Here is a 25219-nt window from a genome sequence, read left to right as displayed (position 1 = left end):
AACTCGATGGGTAAAGACCCTTCTGACCTGCACTTCAGCCCGCCCTCCCCCGACCACTCCCGGTGACTTCCCCGACAGGTAGCGTGTCCGCCATGCCAGAAGCCCCTGACAGTCACATGTCTCAGATCGGTCCGCGGCTGCGTGAGCTCCGCCTGACGCAGGGGCTGACGCTGGCTCAGGTCGCCGAATCCGCAGGCGTCACCAAGGGGTTCGTCAGCCTCGCCGAACGCGGTAAGACATCGGTCTCGGTACCGACACTGCTGCGCATCTGCGAGGTCCTCGGCACCGGCATCGCCGCGCTCTTCGACTATCCGGACCAGGACATCGTCAAAGGCGGCCACGGCGCCAAGCTGGAGATGGGCGGCCACGGCATCGAGGAGTTCCTCCTCACCCCCGCCGAGGAACGGCACGTCCAGGTCATGCGGACGATCCTGCGACCGGGCGGCGGCTCGGGCGGCGCGTACAGCCTGGAAGCCGAGACCGTCTTCGCCTACCTGGTCCGTGGCACGCTGCGGCTGAGCGTGGACGGCGAGCCGCGATTCCTGGAGGCCGGAGACTCGACGACCTTCTCGGCCCGCGCCGCACACGCCTGGGACAACCCCGGAGAGGACGAGGCCGAGGTCCTCTGGTCGATCGCCCCCGCCCTGCCGCTGCACCGCACCAAGCTTCGGCCGTAGGGCCGGGCTCCGGGGCCCCCTCGGGGCGGGGGCCGTCCGAGGCGGAAAGGGGAAGTCGGTACAGGAAGGGATCGTCCTGGACGGGCGTTACCGGCTGATTGAAGCGATCGGCACGGGCGGGTTCGGGCAGGTCTGGAAGGCGCACGATCCCAAGATCGACCGGCTGGTTGCGGTCAAGGTCCTCACCGGCGATGGCAGCACCGACAACGACCGGCAGGCGGCTCGGTTCGCCCGCGAGGCGGCGGTCGCCGACGGCCTGTCCCACCCGCATATCGTCACCGTGCACGACTTTGGCTTCGCGATACACGACGGACGGCAGTACGCCTATCTGGTGATGCAGCTGCTGCTTGGGAATTCTCTCAGCACGGTGCTGAAAGCTGGCCGGCTGCCCTGCCTGACGTGGTGCGCAGGGCTGGCTGTATCGCCGACGCCCTGGGCACCGCACACGAGGCGGGCTTGGCGCACCGGGACATCAAACCGTCCAACATCATCGTCCGCCCCAACGGCATTGCTACGGTCGTGGACTTCGGCATTAGCCTCGCCGTTTCGGTTGGCGTGAGACCGGTTGCTGGTCGTGAACGCGAAAGTGCCTTCTGAGCTGGGACGATGAACCTTGTCGAGGGGTTCTGTCGGTCCAGCGGAAGGCGCTTTCTGCGTGCAGGGTATCGGTTCGCGTCCCAAGCTCCATGTCTCCGCCGATGGTGTGGGGGTGGTCGGGCATACCGGAGCACGGCTGCTGGCGGATCTCGCCGACGCGACCGGGCTGACGGCGGCGTACTCCACGGCACTTCGGCCCCTTCGGTCCCGTGGGACCGGTCATGACCCGGGCCGGATCGCCGTCGATCTCGCGGTGATGCTGGCTGACGGCGGCGAGTCGATCGCGGATCTGGCTGTTCTGCGAGACCAGAGCGAGGTGTTCGGCCCGGTGGCCTCCACGCCGACGGCCTGGCGGCTGCTGCCCGCCGTCGACGAACGGGTACTGGACCGGCTGCGGTCCGCCCGCGCTCAGGCCCGGGAAGTCGCCTGGCTGCAGGCCGACGAGACCGGCTCCGGCATACCGGCGGTGAAGGCCGGCGGGCGCGAGGTGACCGGCCTGGTCCTGGACCTCGACGCGACCCTGATCACCTGTCACTCCGAGAAGGAAGCGGCCGCACCACCTACAAAGGCGGCTTCGGGTTCCACCCGCTGCTGTGCTTCCTGGCCAATACCGGCGAGGCGATGTCCGGCATCCTGCGGCCCGGAAACGCCGGCGCCAACACCGCCGCCGATCACGTCGCGGTGCTCGACCAGGCCCTCGCACAGATCCCCGACGCCCACCGGCACGGGACCGACATCCTCATCCGCACCGACGGCGCGGGATCCGCGAAGGCGTTCCTCGCTCACCTCCGAGACTCGCGCGGGCACGGCCTGGACCTGCGCTTCTCGGTCGGATACGCGGTCACAGAGCCGGTCCGTCGCGCGATCCGGGCCCTGCCCGAGCAGGTCTGGCACCCCGCCCGGCACGCTGCGCGAGTCCGCCGAACTGACCGGCGCGGTCGACCTTGCCGGCTACCCGGCCGGCACCCGCATCATCGTCCGCCGCGAACGTCCCCACCCCGGAGCCCAGCTCTCGCTGTTCGACCAGGACGAGGGCCTGCGCCACCAGGCCTTCCTCACCGACACACCGTTCACCGCCGGATCGGCCCAGTTCCTGGAAGTCCGCCACCGCGGACACGCCACCGTCGAGGACCACATCCGGTGCGGCAAGACCACCGGCTTCGGCCGCTTCCCCTCCCGCAACTTCAACGTCAACGCCGCATGGCTCGAACTCAGCCTCGCGGCGATCGACCTCCTCGCCTGGACCCGCGTCCTCCTGCTGGACGGCGAACTCGCGGCCGCCGAACCCAAGAAACTCCGCTACCGGATCCTGCACGTCGCCGCCCGCCTCACCCGGGGCGGCCGCCGCCTACGCCTTCGGATACCGGCGACCTGGCCCTGGCGACACGAACTCACGGCCGCATTCCACCGCCTGGCCGCACTGCCCCGCCCCGCCGGCTGACTCGCCGTCCCCGCCCACCTCGACTCAAGGACCTTGGAGAACCCGACCACCGCGCCGGGCCCTCACCATGTCCACCGGCCGACACGGCTTCAAACAACCTCGCTCAACCACCCAGCAACCCCAGCTGAAACGGCGAGGCTAGCGGTGGTTTGTTAAACCGGGCAGTAGAGATCAAGTGGGTGGCCTGCGCCGACGGCGTTGAGCAGTGCTTGGAGTTCGGGCGGTGGGGGTTCGTTGGTCCAGGCTCGCCAGCATCGGTGGAGGGTGGTCCAGGGGTCGAGCCACGCCCGGACGGCGCGGATCGCCTGCGGCCAGCTGGCTTGGTGGGGCTGGTGGGGTCTGTCTGGGCCCCTCTCAGCCGGTCCCACCGGCGTGGCCGCCGGCGGGGGCCGCAGGACCGCCGACGGGCTTCAGCCTTGGAGGTTGAGCGAACCAGGTGTTCCAGCAGAACGAGAACGCGCAGGTCACCAGGGTCTGGTGGCGGCGGATCGCGGTGTCGGAGCGGACTTGGAAGTCGGCCCAGCCGAGTTCGTCCTTGATTTGCTTGTAGCTCTGCTCGATCCAGTGCCTGATGCCGTAGATCCGCACGACCTCTGCCAGGTCGGCGGCGGCTTCTGGGCTGTCGGCTTCGCGGGGGCTGCCGGGGCGGGGCAGGTGGGTGGCCAGGTACCAGGTGGACTGCGCGGGCAGGGTGACCGGGTCGGTGGTGGCCACGAGCAGGCGGACGTTTCCGTCGGGCCCCACCAGCCGAGGCGGGCGTCGGCGGCCCACCACGTCTCGGTGTGCCCGTCCCGGAAGGTCCGCTCGACCGGGGTCCAGTCGCCGGGATGCTCAGGGTCTGTCCAGGTCAGGGCGCGGGCGGCATGGAGGGGGGTGTAGGCGTCCTTGCCGTAGACCCAGGTGCCGTGGCTCGGCTTGAGGGCCATGACGAACGGCAGCCCCGCCGCGTAGATGTCTCGGCGGAAGCCGTCCTGGTCGCCGTAGGCGCAGTCGGCGGACACCGCCCGGAAGGTCACTCCGGCGGCCTTGGCGGTGCGGGCGAGTTCGGCGGCGATCTGCAGTTTCGTGCGGAAGCCGGGGTCGCTCTTGCCGGCGGGGAAGTGACGGGCGGGACTGTAGGGCACGGCGTGGAGCGGGTAGTAGAGGTTCTCATCGGCCCAACAGGTCGTCACGGTGACGATGCCGTTGTCGGTCTTGCCCAGCCGACCCAGCCACTGCCGGCCGACGTGCGTGGTCGCGGTCCCGTCCTTGCGGTCACCCGAGTCGTTGATCACCAGTACCCCGCCCGCGTGCGGCGCGGTCACCGGGTCGGCCAGCAGCAGTTCCACCCGGCGGGCGTTGACCTGCTCGTGGTCCCACGTCGACTCGGAGAGGAAGAACTGCAGCCGCTGCACCGCCGGGTGCTGGGCCCCGGCCACGGGCTCGGCGTCGGCCAGTCAGGTCAGCGTCTTGTTGCGGTCCCGCGGCAGCAGCAGGCCCGCGAGGTACTCGGAACCCGCGGCGCTGTGCCAGTGTGGAGAAGAGGTCATCGAAGCGTGCGGCGTAGGCTTCCAGCGGGCCCGGAGCGGGCGGACACGGCAGACGACGGGTCATCACAAGCTCCCGGGTGACGAGGCAACGTTCCTCTGCTACTGGCCTACTACGGCCCTGACCGTCCGTCAACAAACCACCGCTAGAAGGGCTGGACGCCGCTGCCCGCAAGGGCAACCACGGAGGTCGGCCCCCGGTCATCACCGACGACATACTGCACACCGTGCTCCGCCGCCGCGCGAACGGCGAGACCGTCGAGGACATAGCCCGACCTGATCATCCCCACCGGCAAGCGCAAGGGACAGAACCCCAGCCTCTCCAGCATCTACCGGGCACTCGCCGAGTACGAGAAAGCTCAGGTGTACCCCGAGGCCGTCGAGACGGCGCACGCCGACTTCGCCGCTCTCCAGCAGCGCGACCGCACCCTCAAGTAGTTACTCAGCGCTACACGCCACCTGGCGGTAGCTATACGAGAACAGGCCCAACCCCGCCCGCAGGACCCGCGACCTCGTCCGCCAGCTCCAGGCCCTCGGCCACCAGGTCGCCCTCGCCCGCACGACCGCTGCCTGACCCCGCAGACCAATCCGCAGAGAGACCGTCCGGCTCCGCCGCCTGCCCAGGCGAACGTTGATTTTCCGTTCGGCTTCACCCCGCGCGCACCGCACCGCGAGAGCCCCACGGCCGTCACCGCTGAAGGGCTATCTCGCCGTACTCATCTGACCGTTGATTTTTTCGGTCAGGAGCACCCGACGACTCGGAAGGCCAGACAGACGACAACAGTGTGATCCTCGACCGGTGTGCCCGAACGGTGCCAGAAGCGGCGGTGCACATCGCGCCAGTCTTCAAGAGACGCGTCGCCCTCGCCCTCGGCCTCGGCGTGCTGCCACGTCACCTCCGTGAAGGACTTCACCTCCACGCCGGTGTACTCAAGGGTTGCGATCGATCGACCGTCGTTGTCCAGGAGCTCCTGCCGCTCACCGACGTACTCCAGCCCCTCGGCCTCTTCGGCGTACTCGTCGAGCAGGCAGGTCGTGGCTGTCTTACTACCGGCCAGGACCAGAGAGTTCAGCTCGGCCCGCATGTCGCCGGGAGTACCCAGTTCCAGTGCGCGCATACCGTTGACTCGCGGCCACATGATTTCTCCACCTCGTTCAGAGTAGTTTGTCGGCCCCTGAGGGCATTCACATGATCATATGACTCCTTCCCCCCGTTACCTTTTCTGTGGCTCCGCAATGGGGCTCCTGGCCCCCGGGCCCGGCATGACTGTCTCCCCCTGCCGTACGGATGGCCCGGGGGGTGGTGTCACCGGGTCTGGGGCACCGCTTGACCGCTGATGAGGGGCCTGATGGCCACCCCGGCCCGGCGCAACGCACGGCCTTGAACGGGTGGACCTCTGCGTAACGTGGTTGCCGGTTTGTGGTGCCGAAGGGATGGCCAGGACGGATGCTCAACCCACCAGGGGGAAGCGGATGTTCGACACCAGCGGGACAGGCGTGTTCCTCGGTATGGACGTCGGCAAGGGCGAACACCACGCCCACGGCCTGACACCGGCCGGCAAGACCGTCCACGACAAGCGGATGCCCAACAGCGAACCGAAACTGCGGGCCCTGTTCGACAAGCTCAGTGCGAAGTTCGGCACCGTCCTGGTCATCGTCGACCAGATCGCCAACATCGGCGCCCTGCCCCTCGCGGTCGCCCGCGATGCCGGCTGCCAGGTCGCCTACCTGCCCGGACTCGCCATGCGCCGGGCCGCCGATCTTTACCCCGGCGAGGCCAAGACCGACGCACGCGACGCGTTCGTCATCGCCGACATCGCCCGCTCGATGCCCCACACCCTGCGCTCCATCGAACTGACCGACGAAACCAGCGCGGAACTGGCCATGCTGGTCGGCTTCGACGACGACCTCGCAGGTGAGGCCACCCGCGTCTCCAACCGGCTGCGCGGAATGCTCACTCAGATCCACCCTGCCCTGGAACGCGTGCTCGGCCCGCGCATCCACCATCCGGCGGTGCTCTGGCTGCTGGAGCGCTACGGCACCCCTGCCCAGATCCGCAGGGCGGGACGCCGGGCGCTGGCCGAACGCCTCAGACCTCACGCGCCCCGCATGCATGAACGCCTGGTCAACGACATCTTCACCGCCCTGGACGAGCAGACCGTGGTGGTGACCGGAACAAACGCCGCCGCGACCATCGTGCCCAAGCTCGCCAAGAACCTCGGCACCGTCCTGGACCAGCGCCGCGAACTCGAAGCGCAGATCAGCACCCTGCTGGAGGCCCACCCTCTTTCCCAGCTCCTGATGTCGCTGCCCGGCGTGGGCATCAGGACCGGCGCCGCCCTGCTCATCACCATCGGCGACGGCAGCACCTTCGCCACCGCCGGGCACCTCGCCTCCTACGCCGGACTCGCCCCCGTCACGCGCTCCTCCGGCAGCAGCATCCGAGGCGAGCACGCACCCCACCGCGGCAACCGCCAGCTCAAGCGCGCGATGTTCCTCTCCGCCTTCGCAGCCCTGCACGATGACGCCTCCCGCAGCTACTACGACAAGCAACGAGCCACGGGCAAGTCCCACACCCAAGCGCTCCTCCGCCTCGCCAGACAGCGCATCAACGTCATCCACGCCATGCTCCGCAACGGCACCTTCTACGAGGCCCGCCAACCCAAAACCGTCGAGTTGGCCGCATGAACCCCACACGGACGAAGCACCTGAAGAACGGCCGCGCGGGGTTGACGAAGAACATAGGGGCACCCCTCAACTTCAGACGGCTTCTCACTGGCGCATGCCGCCGATGACGTGTTCATCCACGCCATGCACGTCAGCGCGGTCCGGACCATGCTGATCGCACCCTCTGGAGCGGTCCTACAGGTGACCGCCTTGCGTCAAAGACGACAGCGTCCGCACTGCCGCGCCGCGACTGCAGGAGCATCGGGCCGCCCGGCCGGGCGGAGGTGAACAGAATGGCCGTTGATTAGGAACAGCTGAGGTGTCCGTGGGGTAGATGCCTCAGGCCGGGGCTGCGCTTTGCTCATCGCGTCGCTGAGCCGCCACGGCGTCGGGTTTCTCCACGGCCCGGCTTCGTTGTCACTCGAACCGAACCGTCTTCCCACAGTGCCGGGGAGAGGCCACGGACAAGCTCACTCCTCGGCGGCAGGTGCGACCGTCGGCCGTCGGTGCACTCAGCTCATCAGCCCGCCCTCGTAGGCGGCGACACCAACTGGGCCCGATCGCGCGCGTCGAGCTTCAGCAGCAGACGGCTGACGTGGGTCTTGGTCGTGGACAGCGACAGGTGCAGCCGTTCGGCAATCTCGGCGTTGGACCGTCCGCGCGCCACCTCGTGCAACACCTCGCGTTCACGATCAGTGATGCCGCCGAGCAGCACCGGAGCACGCACCGCAGCGACCGGGCGCTGCGGTGCGTGCTCCTCGATCAGGCGCCGGGTGACGCCTGGCTCGACCCGATCCGGGGCCGTCAGAAGGACGCGATCTTCCAGTCCTATCGCAGAGGTGCGGGGTGCGAGTCCAGAGCGTGCCCGGCCGGCCACTACATGCGCGGGAAATACCGGGAGTGGGTGCGCAGGGAGTACTCCCTGAAGCCACGGGCAGCGCAGCCGGGAGAGATCGTGTCGGCGATGGGCCTGGCGAATCAAGCAGGGCATCTCGAGCGCTGTCTCGGTACGGCGGGCGGCCCGGGAGCCTCGGGCACGGCCGTGGGAGCGAGCACCTTCGACTGCGACGGCAAAGCCGATCAGTCCTGGCGTATCCACGCCGGAACCATCGAATCGAAGGCCACCCGGCTCTGCCTCACAGCCGTCTCACGGCGGGTCACCATTTCGACGTGTGACCGCCGTCCTCACCAGAAATGGCGCCTGGACAAGCAAGGGCGGATCGAATCCGGCGGACGCTGTCTGTTCCAGGACGACTTGGCAGCCCGAAACCCACGACTGGCCCTGAGACCGTGCACTCCACTGCGACCGGAGCTGCGCTGGTACGGGACAGGCGCACTGCCAGGCTCGTAGCTGGAAGCCCTCGGGTTGACGCAGCAGCGGATGTTGGCGTCCGAGGGCGCAGGCCAGGTGTCGGGGGCGGTGAGTGCGGAGTCGAGGGCGTTCGAGAGAGAGCTCACATCCTCGAAGGCGCAGGAGCGGTCCGCAGCGCCTTCCACGCCATCGACGCTTGCGCGGACTGGGGGGTCTCTATGTCCTTCGTCAAGGACGTGGTGCCTGGTATGTGGGTGTTGGGGTGGTCATGCGGCGAGGTTGATGGTGGGAGTTGTGGATTCGTAGAAGGTGCCGTCGCGGAGCATGGCGAACAGGACGTTGATGCGTCGGCGGGTGAGTCGCAGGAGTGCTTGGGTGTGGCTTTGCCGCGGGCGCGCGTTGCTTGTCGTGGTAGGCGCGGGGGGCGGGATCGGCGTTCATGCAGGCGAAGGCGGAGAGGAACATGGTGCGTTTGGCTGCCGGTTTCCGCCTCGGGGTGCGTGTTCGCCGTGGATCGAGGTCCCCGGAGGATCTGGTCGTGGGGGCGAGGCCGGCGTAGGCGGCGAGGTGGGTGACGCTGGGAATGCCGGTCCCGTTGCCGACGGTGACCAGGAGGACAGCTGCGATCCTGACTCCGTCTCCGGGTCTCGGTTTCGGTTTTCAGAGGGAAAAGGGGGCACGGCATGGGAATGAACCCGACGCCCCCCGGGGCCGGACCGGTGGCGGTGCGGCGGGGTGTTCCGGCCGGAGCCGAGGGGCGGGCGGCCGAGCTGTACTGGGAGGCCTTCGGCCGCAAACTCGGTCCCGCCCTGAACCCGCCGGGCGGCCACTTCCCCAGATCGTCACCGTCGGACAGCACGTCGGCCTGGATGTCGGGGAGGGGTCCGCCGGCCTCGGTGTCGGTGAGATCGGCGAGGACGTGGTGGTGGCGTTGCCAGTCCAGCGGCCACGGGCAGTTCCAGTCCTGATCGATGGCGGTCAGCTGTTCGGCGCGTTTCTCGGCCCGTTCCTGGTCTTTGACCAGGCCGTTCGTGAGTGCAGGTTCGCCGCCAGCTGTCCGATCGCCACCAACTCGTCATCCGCTCCGCTCCGCGTCCTGCCGCGGTGCGAGGTGGCCGTGGGACCGGTGGAAGCTGCGGGGCGCGGCGAACTTCGCAGCTTCAACGCTTCATCCCGGCACCCTCACCATCCCCTCCTGGTCGGGGAGACCGGCCGGGGGAGTGGGGGCGGAGGTTGTCTTCGTTTCGGGCTCACGAAAATCTGTGGTGGCTGGAGTAGACATCGGGTGGTGGTGTGGTTATGGTTTCTCTCGTAGCCCAGAGAGACGGCAGGGCCCGGCAGAGATGAACTGCCGGGCAGCAGTACCCGTAGTTGCAGTGTGCAGGGCGGTGCGGTGGTGGAGTTTCGGAGCCGGAGAAGTTGCAGGATGGCGACGGGGCTGACGACCGGACCGGGTGGCCCGCAGTGATCAGGGGCCGCCGTGAGCAGTTCACGTAGTGGCATCACGCAGCAGCAGGACCAGGAGTGGTTCCTCGGTGAAGGCGTCGGCTGCGGGCGCGCGCACCGGGAGGTTCGGCAGTGGGGTTCCAGGCCAGAGCAGACGCATCACGGGCGACGGGGCTGGCTGCCGGAGAGTGGCGCTGTCACAGGCCACGGAGCAGTTCGCATCACCAGCAGTACGCAACAGAGCAGTACCAGCAGCAGGTAAGCGATATCCCAGAGGGAAGAACGGAGGAGTTGACCGCCATCAGGATCGCCCGGGCGGAAGTCTTGTGCCCGGGTACCGCAGGACATCGATAGTGAGGTGGTCTCCGGTCAAGCAACCGCGATCCCCGCACACGCTCTCATCCCCCGTGAGCTGGTGCGGAAACAGAAGGCCGGCGCAGTAACAGGGCCGGCTGATGGTGTAGCAGTTCCTTCGGGGCCCGGGTGCCACATGGCACCCGGGCCCCTCCAGCGCGTTCCACACAGAGAGGTGACATGACAGCAGACGACTCGTTCGGCCGACTCGACGACGACGACTACCCCGCCTACACCATGGGCCGGGCCGCCGAAATGCTCGGCACCACCCAGGGCTTCCTCCGCGCCATCGGCGAAGCCCGCCTCATCACCCCACTCCGCTCCCCGGGCGGCCACCGCCGCTACTCCCGCTACCAGCTGCGCATCGCCGCCCGCGCCCGGGAACTCGTCGACCAGGGCACCGCCATCGAGTCGGCCTGCCGCATCGTCATTCTTGAGGACCAGCTGGAGGAAGCCCAGCGCATCAACGCCGAATACCGCCGCGGTACCTCGAAGCCGTAGCCGCCGGGAGCGGCCCGACCCGCGGCCCGGTTCCGCCGGCAGACCCGGGTGTTTCTGCTCGGGCGGTCTCGCAGTGGGGATGTGCCCGACGTGTGGATCGTGCGGGGCTGCAATGTCGCCGGACGTCGCCGAGGCCGTCGTGATGGAGCGGCTCGCCGAGGGCCTGGAACACGTGGTGCAATTCCATCCGGCGACGCCGCCTCGCTCGACACGTTCCTCGTGGTCACGATCGCGGCACCGACCGGACCGGACGAATGGAATGCATCGGTCACACCAATGTTCCCGCCGCTGCCGCTCGGGCAATTTCGGGGCGACTACGAGGCGGAACGGCTGGCTGTCGAGTCGTGATGCATAGATGTAGCGCGTGGGCCGGGAGCGGTTATGTGGGGGGTTGCAATTGGCGGAATTGCCCATCGGTTCCGGTGAGATCCCTGGTGGCTTCCGGCCTCCGGTCCGCCCTGTTCGCGGCACCGCCGGCTTCGCCGGGTCTATCCGGCGGGTGATGTCTCGTCGATGATTCTCAGGATGGTGGCGTGGTCGCCCGGGACGGTGTGGGCGGTGTTGGTGTTCTGGGTTGTCCACCAGTCGTCGCTGACGGGATGTCCGGCCGTGCCCCACTGGGTGAGGGTGAGTTCCTCGCCCTGGGTGAAGTGTCGCTGGACGGGCGGGGCCGCGGTGACGGCGGTGTAGTCGCGGACGATCCTGACGCGGGCCCGTACGTACCAGTCGCTCCGGGCGACCGCGGGCTCGGCCCTGTTCTGCATGTGGGTGGTTCCTCCGGGTCGGTGCGGGTGCTTTCCCCCGCACAACGTCCGGAGCGGCCCGTGAAGTGCCTGATCCGAACGCAAGATCCCGGGGACCGGTGCCTGGGTTTCTGGTGCGGTCCCGGCCGTAACGCGCTGACAGCAGGCGACCCCGGGCGATGATGCCCGGGGTCTCTCCGTGCAGTGTCGTTCCACCGGTTCAACGACCGGCCATGGCCGGCCCGTGTCACGCCCACTTCATCCCCAGCCCGGCGAGGACGTCGCGCTGCTCCGGGGTGAGCCTGTCCCGCCAGGTCCTGGTCTCGGTGACCCGCGCCGCCCGGTCGGGCCGGGGCCCGCTCCGGCAGTTCCCTGCTTGTGCCGGGCGAGTGTGGCCCCCGGCCCGAACACCCCACCGGCCGTCCCGGCCCGGAGCGGGGCGTGAGGGTTGCATAGGGTTGCAATCGGGGAGGCCCATCCGGTGGGGGTGGTGGCGGCGAATGATCATCAGGTGGCGGCCGGCCGCCGGTGACCGGGAGAAACCCCCAGGGCGAGGGCTGATGAAGCCGAACACGCACACCGTTCTTCATGACCCGCACGGGATGTTCGGAGCCCGGTTACCCCTGGACCGCGCCCCCTACGAACGCTTGGTCGCCGCCGTCCTGTCCTGGACCGACCCGGCCACCCTCACCCCCCCCACGACTTCGAGCAGATCGCCCTCCAGCTGACCGGCCACGCCCGCGCCGTCGCCACCGACGTCCGCCACCACACCGATCTCCTGGACGAGGACACCGGCCCCCGCGCCCTGGCCGAGATCGTCCTCGCCGAAGCACAACGCCGCCTCAGCACACCCCACCAGGGCACCCTTCGCAGCGCCCAGAACCGGGCCCGTCTGGTCCGCGCCCTCTACGAACGCCTCGACCGCCTCCAGGCCGCCCCCGACGACGCGACCTGAACCGCCACCGGCCACCACAGCCGGCAGCACGAGACCCCGGGTGACTGCACCCGGGGTCTCTGTGTGACATGACGTGACGTCTGTCCTGTTGGTTCAACGACTGGCCACGGCTGGTGTCACGCCCATCCCATCCCGAGCCCCGCGAGGCCTGAAGGTGGGAGACCAGCATGGCGCTGGAGGCGGCACGCCCGCGCTGAGCGGTAGCCGTGGTGTCGGCGATGCGCAGCAGGTAGCTGGCGACGTCGCGGACACCGGCGAACTGCTCAGTGATGATCCGGGTCATGCTGCAGGGCTGGCCAGGGAGCCTCGGTGCGGTCCGGCGGTGCCGGCCGCCGCTCGATGCCGATCGTGGGATCGCCTTCGATCCAGCCCTGGCGCTGCCACCAGCCGATCGCCTTGCGGCGACGGACAGCTCCCGGTTGACGGTGTCGGCGTCCATCTCGTCCGCCCGCGCCGCCGCCAGCTCGGCCAAGGCCTCGGGCAGTGCCGGGTCGTCGATCGCGGCGACGGGGAAGACGGGCGGCTTCGCGCCCCGGCGGCCGGAACCGCCCGCCATAGGTCGCGGTGATCACGGCAGGGGCTCCGCCGCAGTAAATCCGGCATTTACTGCGGCGGCAAGCTGCGTCGGAGTACCGATGACCAGGGGTTCCTACTCGCTTTTGCCTGTTCCGGCCGCACTTGCGCCGCCCCCTACTGATGACAACGGCGTCGGCCGACCGGTGATGCTCAGTTCTGCGTGGAGATGCAGAAGGGGTGGCCTGCGGGGTCCAGCAGGACCCTCCGCTGATCGGGGTGCGGTTGGACAGGGGGTTCCATGGCGCCCAATGCCAGCATCCGTGCGTGGGCGGCGTCCAGATCGTCGACGCCCAGTTCCATGTGAGCCTGCTTGCCCTGGGACGGGTCCGGCCAGGTCGGACGCCGGTAGTCGCCCACCCGGATGAAGCCCAGTCCAGGTGAACCCTCCCGGCCGAGCAGGACGAAGTCGTCGCTGGAGTAGACGACGGGCAAGCCGAGCGCGGTGCCGTAGAAGCGGGCCAGCTCGGCGGGGTCCGGGCAATCGAAGTCGACGGACAGCAAGCGGATCGCGGGTCCGGACGTGGGTTCGGTACTCATGGGGAGGACGCTATGACGGGACCAGGACAGTTCCGGTCCTGGTCATGGGGAACACTTCGGGATGTGATCAGCACCTCTGCCCGCCTGCTGCGACTGGTCTCGCTGCTGTCCACTCGACCGACGTGGACCTGCCGCGAGCTGGCCGAGCGAATGACGGTCACCGACCGCACGGTCCGGCGGGACATCGCCCGGCTGCGGGAACTCGGCTACGGCATCGAGTCCGACCCCGGGCCGTGGGGCGGCTACCGCCTCGGCGGTGGCACCCGGGTGCCACCGCTGATCCTCGACGACGAGGAGGCGCTTGCCGTGGCCGTCGCGCTGCGAGAGGCCGCGCTCAGCGGCGTCCTGGGCAGCGAACAGGCCGCGCTGTCGGCGCTGTTGAAACTTCGGCAGGTCCTACCGCCCCGGATCGCGGACCGGCTGGGGGAGATGGATGCGACCTTCGTACACACTGCCAGGCCCGAGGGACGTCAGATCTCGCCCGGCGTGCTGCTGGAACTGGCCGCCGCCTGCCGTCGTGGCGAACGCACCCGTCTTTCGTACCGCGACCATGCGGGGAACGCCACTGTCCGGGACATCGACCCCTACCGCCTGGTACACACAGGCCACCGCTGGTACTTCGTCGCCCGGGACGTCGCCCGGGACCAGTGGCGGACATTCCGGGCCGACCGGGTGGTACGGGTACAGCCGACCGGACATGCCGTCGAACTCGTCGACCCGCCCGACCCGGCGCTCCTCGTCTCTCGATCCATCGCGGGCGTCGTGTACCCGCTCTATGCCACAGTCCGGCTGGCGCACCCCATGGACCAAGCCCTGCGGCTGGTCCCGCCCACGATCGGCACCCATCACCCGGACGGCCCCGATGCCACCATCGTCGAAATCGGCGGCAACGACGCCGACCAGCTCGCCACATACCTCCTCGGCCTGGGCGCCACGCTACGGGTCCTGTCACCGGACCGCGTACGGGAGGCGCTGCTGCGCCGTACCCGAGAGCTGTTCGAGGACAACGGGGGCGGTCAACCCCGGTAGCGGGTGTTACGCCGGGTACGAGGCCTCAGCCGCAACTGGTGATCGCGCTGGCGGAGCCGGACATCGAGGCGTGCGGGATCTGCGTGCCGGAGACGGGCCTGGTGGAGGGATAGGCCAGCCTGGCCCGCACGGTGCCGCAGGCCGCAGGCCCGCGGGCGGCCGTCCTCGCGGTCACCCGCCGATGCCTCCTGGGCAAGCCGCGCGGGCTGCCGGACAAGCCCCGTCCGGGCTTGTCCGGCCCCGCTTGGGCACACCCCGCTCCGCACGCTCCCTGACGGCTACTCAGCGCCCTTCCGGAGCCGCCCGGAGCCGCCCGGAGCCGCCCGGAGCGGCCCGGAGGAGTTGCACCGGAGGGTGGCTGGACAGGAGGCTGGACGGTTGTTCCGGGCGGGGGACCGGAGGTACTGCCGGAGGTGGGAGCCGCCCAAATCGGACATGGTCCGTTTTCGCAGGTCAGACCGTGCGGGCAAGCCGGTCTCCCGCGCCGACACATCCTTCTCCACGATAGCGATGCGTTGCCCCACGTCAGCTACATTCCGGTCACTCCAGTGGTCGGTAAAACGGAGTGGGACCACCTGGTCCGCCTCGACTGGATCGGCCCCGCCGACCAGGAGGTGAAGGTGAAGTTCGGCGCCGCCCAGGGCGGCACGGCCACGGTCCCGCTCTACCGCACCGACCGCATCGACCGGATACCGGCAGACCATCCGGAAGTGGACTGGGACGCGCTGCGCTGCCCTCCGCGAAGGGCAGCGCTCACCCCTCGCCCAGCTCACCATCCGAAAGTAGACGGGAGGCGCTCGGCCGCCCGGAGCTCCCGGGCACCCCGGACGGCGCCCCGTGATGCCAGCGGCGCCGACAGCACAGAGACCCCGGGTATTCGCCCGGCGTCTCTGTGTGACATGACGTGACGTCTGTCCTGCGGGTTCAACGACCGGCCACGGCCGGTGTCACGCACACTCCACCCCGAGCTCCGCGAGGGCCTGGCGCGGTTCGGGGGTGAGCCGGTCGCGTCGGCTTTTGGTGTTGCTGATGAACACCCCGAGTTTCACGACGTGCTCCTGGCCGTCGACCTCGACGGGCTCCTCGTGCTTCCTCGGGACCGGCCGTTCGTGCCCTTCGCGTTCGAGGTACTGAGTGAGTACCTGTCACTGACCGCGACGTGGCCAAGGAACTCGTCGTCGAGACCCTCGGCCTGTTACTGCTGGTCATCGTGACCGCCGCCCTGCGCGAGTGTCACGCCCGCTTCTTGCTGAGCTCTGCCAGGGCGTCGAGCTCTTCGGTCACGCGTCGTCTACCTTCTGCTGTTCCTTTTGCCGAGCAGCACGAGCCCGGCGCAGTGGATGAAGCTCCCGCGGGTATACCCGGTAGCGGGCTACCGGCCGGACTCGGTCGGGGAGTTGAGGAAGAGGCGCTTGGTACGGGGCGGATGAACCGGGGAGTGTCACCGCAGCAGGAGATCGAGCGTCTGCACGAAGCCTCCGTGCTCCACAAATGTGTCATCTTTCCCTGGTCGAGGGCGCCCCGCGCGAGGCGGCTCGTCCGACGAAGCCGGCGAGGTGTTCGGGCCACGCCGAACCGTCTCGATCGGCCGGCTCGGACCGGCCAGTCTGGAACGCAGCGACGCTGCCCACGCCTTTCGAAGTGGACAGCACGGCAGACAAGGAGCACATCGTGAAGCGCATGCTCATCGCACTGGCAGGAACGGTCCTTATGGGAGCCGGTCTTCTCGGGGCGCCGGGAGCCGCAGCGGCCGAGACGACCGCAGGAGCCACTGCGGCGAACACCTGCAACCCGGGCTACTACTGTGTGTACTGGGACGCCAACTACGGGGGTCGGGAGTTCCTGTTCGAGGGGAATAACTCCAGCTGGGCTCGCTGGGCGATCTTCAACGACGACTCGTCGTCCTGGAACGGCGGTACGACGGGCAGGAGCGTCATCCTTTACGGCGACGAGGGCTACAGTCGCCGCCTGGGATGCCTGCCGCCCGCCCGGGGCTGGACCCAGCACCGCCCCAATGACGACGGCGAAGGTAACCAGTGGGTGCGGAGCTGCTGACACCGCTCCTCTGAACCGCCCCGACGGTCCCCGAGCGGCCCACGCCGCCCGGGGACCGTCCTCGAACCGACGACGAGGTGCCCCGCATGTTCCGGTCCTGCCCGCCGCGCCGTACGTCCCTCCTGCTCGGAGGGATGACCGTGCTGCTTCTCCTGACCTCCTGCACAGCGTCCGACGACCGTCCGGCCCCTGAAGCATCGTCCCGAGCGACGAGGTCACCGGCGACCTTACCGGTGCACGGTTCCGCCCCCGACCCCAAAGGCGACCCGGCGGAGCAGAGGCTCCTGTTCGAGGTACAGGAACGCCTGGTCGCCGCCTGCATGCGCGGTCGCGGCCGACCGTACCAACCCCTGGCCTGGCACGCGCCAGGGCCGGGCGACGGTGACGACACCCAGGGGGACGATGTCGCAGCGCGCCGGCGCGAGGGGTACGGCGGCCCCTCGACGATCAGGCCGGCACAGGCCGAGGACCCCAACGGCGACTACCTGCGGACACTGCCCCCGGACAAGGCGAAGGCCTACGGCGCGGCACTGTTCGGGACACCATCCCACCGGATCGAGGTGAACCTCGCCGACGGCGTGGCCTTTATGTACGAGGACGGCTGCGTCGCGCACGCCGAACGGCAGCTGTACGGCGACCTGACCCAATGGCTGAAGGCCCAGATGACCGTGATGAACCTGGCGAGCGAGGTCAGCCGCAAGGCGGCCGACGACAAACGCGCCGCGCGGGCCCTGCCCCTGTGGCACGACTGCATGAAGGCCCGTGGATTCCTCTACAGAAACCCAGCCGAAGCACGAGCGGCGGTGCTCTCCGCGTACGAGGACGTCACTGGCAGGCCCGGCGCTCGGCCCCGGGATCTTGACCGGCTCCGGCGCCGGGAGATCGCCGTCGCCGTCGCCGACGCCACGTGCGACGCCCACGCCGGCCGTGCCCGTACCCTGCGCGGCCTCGAAGACCAATACCGACGCCAGGTCACCCAGGAACACGCCGAGCAGATCGCGATCTACCGCACACTGCGTCAGCAGGCCGCCACCCGACCTGCACGGCGCTGAGCGTTCTGCGCCCGTCGCCAGCTCGCCGTCATCGAAGACGCCCTCCTCGACTCCTCCTCGCAGAGCCGACTGTCCCTTCCGGCAGTCGGGCTCGATCCCTACTGGTCCACACGCCCACACCCGACGAGGATGGCTGTGAAGCGAAGGAAGACGGCAGCACCGGCAGAGGCCGGTCGGACTTCGGGAGATGGTGACGACGTGCCGTTACGCATTCACTTCACCCTGGATGATCTCGCGCGCACCCGCATCGCCGACGGACCCGCACCCTGCATCGAGCTGAGCACCGCGGCACGACAACTGCAGGAACGCACACAACTGGTAAGACTCGGGGCCTGGCGCCACCGCACCCTGTCCTCCCTGCACCCCGCCTCGCGTATGGTCTTCGCACTCATGCCCCGTCGCGGGCGGACAACCGACTTCCTGAGCGGTACGAACGGCGCGACACCCGCCGAGCTGCTCGAACAGATCCGTTCCACGCCCCGCAGCCGCCTACGGGCCAGCCTGGAGCACACGGCTCAGTACCAGCCCCTGCCCTCATGGGCCCACAAGCTGCCAGACGATCCGCTGCTACTGCAGCAACTGTGCGACAGCCTGGAGCACGTGGCCGGCCGCGCCCTCATCCCTCATTGGCAGGAAGTCCAGGCCATGACCGCGGCCGACGCCGCGGTGCGTTCCCGCCAGATGCTCAGCGGCGGCGTCGAGACCCTCCTCTCGCGCATCAACCCACGGCGGATCCGCTGGCGGGCACCCGTGCTGGAGGTCGCGATGATCTCCCGTCTGGACACCGACGTGCACCTGGCCGGACAGGGAATGCTGCTCCAGCCGTCAGTGTTCGCTGTCGAGGCCCCGGTCGTCGACCTCGACGCGGTCCCGCAACCCGTCCTCACCTATCCGGTGGCTCAGCTCCAGGAGGGCACGGCCACACCATTGTTCGCCGTTCCCCCGCCCGGCGAAGGCCGTGCGGCGTCGGCGGTCGACGTGATCGGATCCATGCTGGGTCACACCCGGGCTGCGGTGCTCAGTACCATCGCCCGTCACCCGGACTGCTCGACCCAACAACTTGCCGCGCTCGTCGGAATCGCCAAGGCCAGCGCCAGCGAGCATGCCACGACACTGCGCAACGCCGGCCTGATCAACACCCACCGGGACCGCCACACGACCGCCCACATCGCCACCCCCACGGGCATAGCAGTGCTCAACGCGCCCTCCGGACGGCCCTGTCCACCCATCACGACAAACACCGCTGCAGTACCAGCCGCGCGCCCGCGAGGGGAGATTCACCCGCCGGGACGACCCAGCGCACTCCCCGGGGACTGAGGATCCCGCCGCCCGCCGGGTCGATTTGTGTTCTCGTGTTCGGGTGGTGGAGGACGATGTCTCTGTGATCAATGGGGATGTCTCTTTACGTCTGGCGGCGGGGCGTGGCCGTCGTGTTGTTCAGCTCGGTGACGCGGCGGTGGGGTGGGGCAGACAGGTGCCGGAGGACCGGGTATAGCCGAGCTGGCCGATCTCCTCGAAGAGGCCGCGGCCGAAGTTCCCGCCCGGGCCGGCGAGCCCGGGCACACAGCCACGATCCTTCTGACCGGTGCTGTGGAGGACTTGAGGGCGGCTGCCCGGCTCGGCGGCCTGCTTCCCACCGTAACGTTGTGGCACCTGCACCGCGCCATGGAACAGGAACGCGCCGCGCGCCAGCACCTGCGTCCATGGGCGCCGGCGGGATGAGCGGACGGTGCGCCGTCCGCCTCGCCCTCCAGCCCGCCTGCTCCGCGCACACGGCCAGCCCCGCCCCGACCCGGGCGGCCGCCAGACCTGCCGCTGTCCGATGACCCCGTACACACGGCGCCGACAGAGAGACGCCGGGTGCCCGGGGTCTCTCTGGGGCGTCCCCCGCACTACTGCGGGGGACGCCCCAGAGTTATACGTGTGCTGGCCCGGGCGAGGCGGGTACCCGGTTCTTCTGCCCGCCCGAACCTCCTCAGCGTTGGTTGAGGCCTTCCTCCACCAGCGGGTCGGGGTATCCGAACTGTTTGCCGAGTGCTACGAACGCGTCGAGGCTGCTCGTGTCGACCGCCACGTCGTACATTTTCATGGCTCGCAGGAACAGCCGGTAGCCGAGGTCGGCGCAGACCTGGACGATCACCTGTTCCAGCGCCGGCACGAGTCCTGGCTGTGGCAGGGGGTTGTACCGCTGCCCATCCTCGTGCGCCAGCGTCAGATCGGCGGCGGCCCGGCCGATCGCCCGGAGCGCGGCGGCGCGCGGTGCGTCGCCCGTCACCGGATCGGCGGCCGGTGGAACGAACCCGGCAGCACGGCGGAACTCGGCGGCCAGCCAGGCGGATTCGATCCTCTTCAGCCAGGCCCGAGGACCGACGTCCTCCTTGCACGGGTCGAACGCGTGGTCTGTGGAGCCGGCCCAAGCCGTCCGCATCGTCTCCTCGGGCAGTGTGGAATCCAGCAGACGCCGCACGTCACGTCCCAGTTGCAGTCCCGCCGAACCGTCCAGTTCCGACACCGACCGTTCGGCGATCAGGACCATGGCGGAGACCGGCCCTCGCTCGACGAGGCAGTCGAGCTCCGGGGGAAGCAGCTCGGTCATTTCCATGCACTGCTCCGCAAGCCAGGCGAGACCGGTTTCGTATGTCATGTTTACTCCGGATAGGCGGTGTAGACGACCCAGGTCCTGGGCTTGGCGTGCCCCTTGGTGAACTTCAGCTGGATGTGCACGACGTTGCCGACAGCGGCACCTTGCGGACCGTCCTTCACCCACTTCCGCCCGAGGGAGTCGCCAGATTTTGCGACGGGTACGCGGATGGTCAACAAACCGGCGGGGCGGGCTTCCCCGAGGGAGACGCGGACCAGGTCGCCGTAATGGTTCGGGACGTCGGCGCCACCGAGCACCCCATCAAGCTCACCGGCTCCGCCGTCGCGTGCGTCGGCATCAACCCCAAGACCACGGAGGGCGACAGCGGCACACAGTTCGGGAACGTCATCCACCACCGAGGACGACCCCAACCCCGCCGAGCTCGAACTCCCCGGCATGGCCACCGTGGACAAGCCCATCGTCACCAACTGGTCCACCAACCCCTCCGAGACCATCCCCATCATCGTCTGACGGGTGAGTCCGTGATCTCATGCCAGGAAGTGGCGAATATTGGCATCTCCTGTCCGAACTGGTCAGCATAGGCACGTGTTGCTGTGAACGATGGCAGGCTCCTTCGTGACCGGCTCACTCATTCATCCGCATCCGGACCGTGCGCCCCGGACACCGCTCGACTGCCCGTGCCTGCCGGTGCGCTCTATTTCTGAGGAGGACTCCGACATGCCATCTCCCGCTTCCACGCAACGAACTGTCGCGGCGGTGCACGCCGCTCCGGTGTTCATGGACACGGAGGCAACCGTCGGCAAGGTCATCCGCTTCATCGAACAGGCCGGCCGGGAAGGTATCGACCTGCTGGTGTTTCCCGAGACCTTCGTGCCCGGATACCCGTACTGGATCGAGGCCTACGCCCCGCTGGACCAGCAGGGCGCCAACGCCGCCTACGCCGAGGCGTCCATCAAGGTGCCCGGTCCGCAGATCGCCCGGGTCCAGGCCGCTTGTGACCGCGCCGGGGTCGGCGCCGTTCTCGGTGTCAGCGAACGGCTCGCGGGGACCCGCACGTGTTTCAACAGCCAGGTCTTCATCGAACCCGACGGCACCCTTCTCGGAGTTCACCGCAAGCTCCAGCCCACCTACGCCGAACGGATCGTGTGGGCTCAGGGTGGCGGCGCCACCCTCAGCGTCTTCGACAGCACTCTGGGCCGGATCGGCGGTCTGGCCTGCTGGGAACACACCATGAACCTGGCCCGCCAGTCCCTGATCACCCAGGGCGAGCAGATCCACGCAGCGGCGTGGCCCGGTCTGTCCACCATGACCGGCTTCGAGAACGTCGCCGATGTCCAGATCGACGCCATGATGAAGACTCACGCACTCACGGCACAGGTGTTCGTCATCTCCGCCGGCAACCCGGTGGACGAGACGTGCCTGCAGTGGATGGAGTCCACTGTCGGACCACAGAAGCACATTACTGCGGGCGGCGGCTGGTCAGCTGTGATTCACCCCTTCAACCAGTACCTCGCCGGCCCGCACACCGGCCTTGAGGAGAAGCTCGTCACCGCCGTCATCGACCTCGCCGACATCAACGCCGTCAAGGTCTGGGTCGACTCCCGCGGTCACTACGCGCGACCGGAGATCCTCGGCCTGCAGGTCGACCGACGCCCGCTCTGGCATGACGAAGGACACCGCGAATGGCCTGCCGCCCCGAGCGACGGCACCGCCGTCCCGGCGGCCGAAACGGCCTGAACGGACGCTATCGGTTCCCGCTGCGCCGGATACCGATCCAAACGTTCGGCTCGTGGCGTTGAGTTCGTGTCCGCAGGGGAAGTTGAGCGCCCCAGGTCCGGCGCTGTCACGTTGTTGGGTGTGTACGTGCCTGACGGGGCGTCGGGGCATGGTGGGCCCCGGTCCGGGCCTGTGTTCAGGCCGTGGTGGGCCAGCCGGCAGCGCTGGTGATCTCGTCCCAGATGGCGAAGCGGTGGCGGATTTCGGCTCGGTAGTCGTGTGCGGTCATCAGGTGGCGGCGGGGTCGGAAGTGGGGCGAGATCCCGCTGAACGCGGACAGGAACCGTTGGGCCCTGCCTACGGAGCCGAAGCCCTTCATCGCCCGTTCACGCTGCCTGGTTGGCTGGTGGCTGTTCTCCGCCCGGTTGTTCAGACCCTTGTGCGAGCGGTGCTCCACCGAGGGCATGACCTCACGGTGAGCCGCGCCGTAGGAGCGCAGCTTGTCGGTGACGACCACCCGGGGCACTGTGCGGGTCGTCTTCAGCAGTCTGCGGAAGAACCGCCGGGCCGCGGCAGTGTCCCGGCGGTTCTGCACGAGGATGTCCAGGACATTGCCATCCTGATCCACGGCCCGCCACAGGTACTTCCGCTCATTGTTGACCTTGATGAAGACCTCGTCCAGATGCCACTTGTCGCCGGGCCGGGGCTGCCGGCGGCGCAGCGCGCTGGCGTAGCACTGCCCGAACTTGGCACACCAGCGGCGGACCGTCTCATGCGAGACGACGACACCGCGCTCGAGCATCAGCTCCTCCACCTCACGGAAGGACAGCGGAAACCGGAAGTACAGCCACACACAGTGGGAGATCACCTCGACCGGGCACCGATGGCCCTTGTACGACGGCGACCGTCCCCCACGGACAACCCTCTCCAGCATGATCAACCCGAAGATCATCCCACTCAGCCAGCCAACGTGACAGCGCCCACATGAAGTCCCAGCCGGTGTTCGCGCTCGCGCACCTGCTGGGTTTCGACCTCATGCCCAGGATCAGGAACTGGAAGGGCCTGACCTTCTACCGGCCCAGCAGGACCACCGAGTACGTGCACATCGACGCGCTGTTCGGTGAGGTCGGGAAGAACGTCATCGACTGGGACCTGATGAAGGTGGCGGTCTCCGTACAGGAGGGAGTGATCTCCTCGTCCACGCTGCTCAAGCGGCTACGCTCGGGCTCCAAGAAGAACGCCACCTACGTGGCCTTCCGCGAGGTCGGCCGCGTGATCCGCACCGTCCAGCTACTGCGGTACCTCTGTGATCCGGCGCTTCGCCGACGGGTGACCGCGGCGACGAACAAGACCGAAGCATTCAACGGCTTCTCGCAGTGGATCGGCTTCGGCAACCGCGGGGTCATCGCCGACAACGACTCGGTCGAGCAGGAGAAGGCTATGAAATTCAATGCCCTGCTCACGAACGCGGTCATTTTTCACAACGCCCTGGACATCGCCGAGATCGTCCGTCAGCTGCTGGAGGAGGGCTGGACGATCGCTCCGGAGGACCTGGCACACATCTCGCCGTACCTGACCGAGCACATCAACCGGTTCGGCGAGTACAGCACGCACGAACTCGGCATCCAGCCCGAGGCGTACGACCCAAAACTCGACATCGACTTCACTCCGCTCCGCGACCAGGACCTGACCGCCGCCGGTCTCCGCCAAGCCGCCTGACCCGGCCGCGAGCGGGTCGGCATCATGAGGCCATGGACGAAGCGCCCGAGCTCCCGGCAGGTCGGCGGCGTGGTTGTCGTCCAGGACGCGCTCGATCCGCTCCCGCGGTTTGAGCGGGTCACCCTTCCGCACGTCGCCGGTCTTGGGCAGCTCAGCCTGGAACAGATGCGACCTTCGGCAGTAGAGAAGGTCACCGGCGTGGAATTGCCCAAGCCGACATCGAGGCCGCAGCCTGTTACCCTTTCCGGATGTTCATCGTGATGTTCATCTGACGGTCCTGGGTCTCTCCCGTCCAGGTTCTGATCCGTTGAGGGTGCGGTCTGTCCTGCCCTCCGGACCTCGATAGCCGTCAGACTCTTGGCGGCCGCGCGTTTAGCGTCGGTCGCACATCATCGGAGCTTCTTCGTGCTCACAGTACTTCTCCTTCCTGGCGCCCTTCGCGCCTTCCTCCCCGCCCTGATCGGTCGGTCCGCTCTCGCGATGGGCGGTCTTGCTCTCCTCCTCGCCGTCCAGAACAGTACGGGTTCGTACACGCAGGCCGGTTTCGCAACAGCGGCGTTCGGCATAGCCAACGTCATCGCCGCCCCCTGGCGCGCCCGGGCCGTCGATCGATTCGGTCAACGGATCGCGCTCACCACGATGGCCTCGGGCCAGGCCTCAGGGTTCATCGCTCTCGCGCTGATCGCGGAAGCCGAGGGGGTTGCGGCTATTTGGTTCCTAGTTCTCAGCGCGGTGGTCGGCCTGGCAGCGCCACCCCTGGGGGCGGCGATGCGAATGGTCTGGGCATCGCTCACGACGGCCGGTGACCAGCGAACAAAGGCATTCAGTATCGACGCGGTCTGCGAAGAGCTCCTCTTTGTCGGTGGTCCCGTCATCATCACCTCGGTCATCGTGGCCAGTTCTCCCAGCATCGGGCTCTGGGTGACCGCGGCAGCGGTTTTCTTCGGCACTGCAGCGATGACGTCCAGCGCGTCGTCGGGGGCGCTGCGCGGAACAGGAGGGAGTGGCGCGCGAGGTGATCGCCCGCTGCGACAGCCAGGTTTCGCAAGGGTGTTGATCGTCCTGCTGGGCGTCGGTGGAGTATTGGGCGTCGCGGAGATCGCAGCGCCGGCCGTCGCTGCGCAACGTGATGCTGTCGCAGCTTCGGGCTGGCTCCTGGCGGCTTTTGCCGGTGGAAGTGCTCTCGGAGGGTTTCTCTATGGGCAGCTGAACCTCAAGGCGGGAATCGGCAAGAGACTGTTCGTCCTGTGCGTCAGCATGGGGCTTGCCGCAGTGTTGGTGTCCCAACTGGACACGTTTGGTCTCTTCGCCGCGGGCCTCGCCCTCGTCGGCCTCTTCCTCGCCCCGTCCCTCATCACCGGATACCTCATTGCCGACACCATGGTTCCGGACACCAGCCGGACGGAAGCGTCGACATGGATCAACACGTCCGTAAACTTCGGCGCATCGCTGGCATCCGCCGCGGCTGGATTCCTCATCGACAGGTCCGGCGCCTGGCTCGCCCTCTTGCTGGTGGGTGTGATTGCTCTCGCGCTCGCCTCCGCTGTGCCATTCACACGGCTGCGCAAGATCGAGCTGCCTGCGGACCATGCTCCCGATCCTTGCGAGCAAAGCTGATCAGCAGCCACCGGCCTCCCGAGCGGTCAGGGCGTTGGTGCTAGTACTGCAACGGCGTTTGGTGTGACTGGTGGCCAGGTTGGTCGTTGGGCTGGTT

General features: G+C 68.4%; 22 protein-coding genes and 5 pseudogenes. 17 read left to right on the top strand and 10 right to left on the bottom strand.

The features are described from left to right. Positions 1–116 precede the first annotated feature (116 nt). From A6A29_RS24980 to A6A29_RS24970, 5 genes and pseudogenes are all read left to right on the top strand, one after another. Positions 117–677: a helix-turn-helix domain-containing protein gene (locus A6A29_RS24980; RefSeq protein ID WP_073723037.1), complete on the top strand. Its 561-nt coding sequence runs from the start codon at positions 117–119 to the stop codon at positions 675–677. 70 nt (positions 678–747) lie between these two features. Continuing rightward, a pseudogene (locus A6A29_RS47630) lies at positions 748–996 on the top strand (protein kinase domain-containing protein); the annotation flags it as partial. Between the two features lie 2 nt (positions 997–998). Next, positions 999–1148: pseudogene (locus tag A6A29_RS47625) on the top strand (hypothetical protein); the annotation flags it as partial. Continuing rightward, positions 1134–1274, top strand: coding sequence for a hypothetical protein (locus tag A6A29_RS47620; RefSeq protein WP_274535837.1), 141 nt, complete (start codon positions 1134–1136; stop codon positions 1272–1274). The pseudogene A6A29_RS47625 and the gene A6A29_RS47620, both read left to right, overlap by 15 nt. Before the next feature lie 16 nt (positions 1275–1290). Further along, positions 1291–2715, top strand: a pseudogene (locus A6A29_RS24970) (IS1380 family transposase). Positions 2716–2886: 171 nt separating this feature from the next. Here the strand turns inward: A6A29_RS24970 and A6A29_RS24965 are convergent. Together A6A29_RS24965 and A6A29_RS24955 are read right to left on the bottom strand one after the other, a co-directional pair. Then, positions 2887–4308: pseudogene (locus tag A6A29_RS24965) on the bottom strand (IS701 family transposase). A gap of 673 nt (positions 4309–4981) precedes the next feature. Further along, positions 4982–5380: an ASCH domain-containing protein gene (locus tag A6A29_RS24955; RefSeq protein ID WP_073722417.1), complete on the bottom strand. Its 399-nt coding sequence runs from the start codon at positions 5378–5380 to the stop codon at positions 4982–4984. Positions 5381–5714: 334 nt separating this feature from the next. Here A6A29_RS24955 and A6A29_RS24950 point away from each other — a divergent pair, with 334 nt between their 5' ends. Continuing rightward, a complete protein-coding gene (locus A6A29_RS24950; RefSeq protein WP_073723035.1) occupies positions 5715–6929 on the top strand; it encodes an IS110 family transposase in 1215 nt (404 codons plus the stop codon). A gap of 499 nt (positions 6930–7428) precedes the next feature. Here the strand turns inward: A6A29_RS24950 and A6A29_RS24940 are convergent, their stop codons facing one another. Next, positions 7429–7623 carry a response regulator transcription factor gene (locus tag A6A29_RS24940; protein ID WP_385731792.1) on the bottom strand — a complete coding sequence of 65 codons (195 nt, stop codon included), beginning with the start codon at positions 7621–7623 and terminating at the stop codon, positions 7429–7431. A gap of 165 nt (positions 7624–7788) precedes the next feature. On the opposite strand from A6A29_RS24940, the gene A6A29_RS48205 reads away from it, so the two are divergent. Beyond that, a complete protein-coding gene (locus tag A6A29_RS48205; RefSeq protein WP_079183003.1) occupies positions 7789–8259 on the top strand; it encodes an RICIN domain-containing protein in 471 nt (156 codons plus the stop codon). 189 nt (positions 8260–8448) lie between these two features. Here the strand turns inward: A6A29_RS48205 and A6A29_RS24930 are convergent, their stop codons facing one another. Continuing rightward, positions 8449–8805 carry a transposase gene (locus tag A6A29_RS24930; RefSeq protein ID WP_385731813.1) on the bottom strand — a complete coding sequence of 119 codons (357 nt, stop codon included), beginning with the start codon at positions 8803–8805 and terminating at the stop codon, positions 8449–8451. 1395 nt (positions 8806–10200) lie between these two features. Here A6A29_RS24930 and A6A29_RS24920 point away from each other — a divergent pair. After that, positions 10201–10521: a MerR family transcriptional regulator gene (locus A6A29_RS24920; protein WP_073723032.1), complete on the top strand. Its 321-nt coding sequence runs from the start codon at positions 10201–10203 to the stop codon at positions 10519–10521. Positions 10522–11009: 488 nt separating this feature from the next. Here the strand turns inward: A6A29_RS24920 and A6A29_RS24915 are convergent, their stop codons facing one another. Beyond that, positions 11010–11285: a hypothetical protein gene (locus A6A29_RS24915; protein WP_073723031.1), complete on the bottom strand. Its 276-nt coding sequence runs from the start codon at positions 11283–11285 to the stop codon at positions 11010–11012. Positions 11286–11931: 646 nt separating this feature from the next. On the opposite strand from A6A29_RS24915, the gene A6A29_RS46940 reads away from it, so the two are divergent. Beyond that, positions 11932–12219 (top strand): DUF6415 family natural product biosynthesis protein, encoded by a 288-nt coding sequence (locus A6A29_RS46940; protein WP_338012897.1) that lies wholly within the window; start codon positions 11932–11934, stop codon positions 12217–12219. Between the two features lie 726 nt (positions 12220–12945). Here A6A29_RS46940 and A6A29_RS24905 read toward each other — a convergent pair. Continuing rightward, positions 12946–13332 (bottom strand): VOC family protein, encoded by a 387-nt coding sequence (locus A6A29_RS24905; protein WP_073723030.1) that lies wholly within the window; start codon positions 13330–13332, stop codon positions 12946–12948. 63 nt (positions 13333–13395) lie between these two features. On the opposite strand from A6A29_RS24905, the gene A6A29_RS24900 reads away from it, so the two are divergent. Further along, complete coding sequence (locus A6A29_RS24900; RefSeq protein ID WP_107468320.1) at positions 13396–14361, top strand: helix-turn-helix transcriptional regulator; 966 nt, start codon at positions 13396–13398, stop codon at positions 14359–14361. Positions 14362–14386: 25 nt separating this feature from the next. On the opposite strand, the gene A6A29_RS45425 is transcribed toward A6A29_RS24900, so the two are convergent. Continuing rightward, positions 14387–14536, bottom strand: coding sequence for a hypothetical protein (locus A6A29_RS45425; protein WP_158074465.1), 150 nt, complete (start codon positions 14534–14536; stop codon positions 14387–14389). A gap of 1505 nt (positions 14537–16041) precedes the next feature. Here A6A29_RS45425 and A6A29_RS24890 point away from each other — a divergent pair. The 3 genes from A6A29_RS24890 to A6A29_RS24880 all read left to right on the top strand — a co-directional run bounded on the left by A6A29_RS24890 (position 16042) and on the right by A6A29_RS24880 (position 18785). Continuing rightward, positions 16042–16416, top strand: a complete 375-nt coding sequence (locus tag A6A29_RS24890) for a peptidase inhibitor family I36 protein (protein ID WP_241838648.1) — start codon at positions 16042–16044, stop codon at positions 16414–16416. 233 nt (positions 16417–16649) lie between these two features. Then, positions 16650–17468: a hypothetical protein gene (locus tag A6A29_RS24885; RefSeq protein ID WP_073723026.1), complete on the top strand. Its 819-nt coding sequence runs from the start codon at positions 16650–16652 to the stop codon at positions 17466–17468. Positions 17469–17666: 198 nt separating this feature from the next. Then, the gene (locus tag A6A29_RS24880; RefSeq protein ID WP_073723025.1) at positions 17667–18785 is read left to right on the top strand and encodes an ArsR/SmtB family transcription factor; all 1119 of its coding nucleotides are present in this window, start codon (positions 17667–17669) and stop codon (positions 18783–18785) included. Between the two features lie 120 nt (positions 18786–18905). Here A6A29_RS24880 and A6A29_RS47615 read toward each other — a convergent pair whose 3' ends face one another. Continuing rightward, positions 18906–19031 (bottom strand): hypothetical protein, encoded by a 126-nt coding sequence (locus A6A29_RS47615; RefSeq protein WP_274535836.1) that lies wholly within the window; start codon positions 19029–19031, stop codon positions 18906–18908. Positions 19032–19443: 412 nt separating this feature from the next. Then, complete coding sequence (locus tag A6A29_RS24870; RefSeq protein WP_073723024.1) at positions 19444–20112, bottom strand: hypothetical protein; 669 nt, start codon at positions 20110–20112, stop codon at positions 19444–19446. A gap of 194 nt (positions 20113–20306) precedes the next feature. On the opposite strand from A6A29_RS24870, the pseudogene A6A29_RS46930 reads away from it, so the two are divergent. Together A6A29_RS46930 and A6A29_RS24860 are read left to right on the top strand one after the other, a co-directional pair. Then, positions 20307–20580: pseudogene (locus A6A29_RS46930) on the top strand (hypothetical protein); the annotation flags it as partial. Between the two features lie 207 nt (positions 20581–20787). Next, complete coding sequence (locus A6A29_RS24860; RefSeq protein ID WP_158074463.1) at positions 20788–21807, top strand: carbon-nitrogen hydrolase family protein; 1020 nt, start codon at positions 20788–20790, stop codon at positions 21805–21807. Between the two features lie 175 nt (positions 21808–21982). Here the strand turns inward: A6A29_RS24860 and A6A29_RS24855 are convergent, their stop codons facing one another. Then, complete coding sequence (locus tag A6A29_RS24855; protein ID WP_073723082.1) at positions 21983–22720, bottom strand: IS6 family transposase; 738 nt, start codon at positions 22718–22720, stop codon at positions 21983–21985. 50 nt (positions 22721–22770) lie between these two features. Between A6A29_RS24855 and A6A29_RS24850 the strand changes: the two genes are divergently transcribed. Then, a complete protein-coding gene (locus A6A29_RS24850) occupies positions 22771–23505 on the top strand; it encodes a Tn3 family transposase (RefSeq protein WP_073723021.1) in 735 nt (244 codons plus the stop codon). A gap of 480 nt (positions 23506–23985) precedes the next feature. Then, positions 23986–25122: an MFS transporter gene (locus A6A29_RS24845; RefSeq protein ID WP_143197072.1), complete on the top strand. Its 1137-nt coding sequence runs from the start codon at positions 23986–23988 to the stop codon at positions 25120–25122. Positions 25123–25219 lie beyond the last annotated feature (97 nt).

This window comes from Streptomyces sp. TSRI0281 (assembly GCF_001905125.1).
Taxonomy (GTDB): Bacteria; Actinomycetota; Actinomycetes; order Streptomycetales; family Streptomycetaceae; genus Streptomyces.
This window is presented reverse-complemented; position numbering and strand designations above follow the sequence as displayed.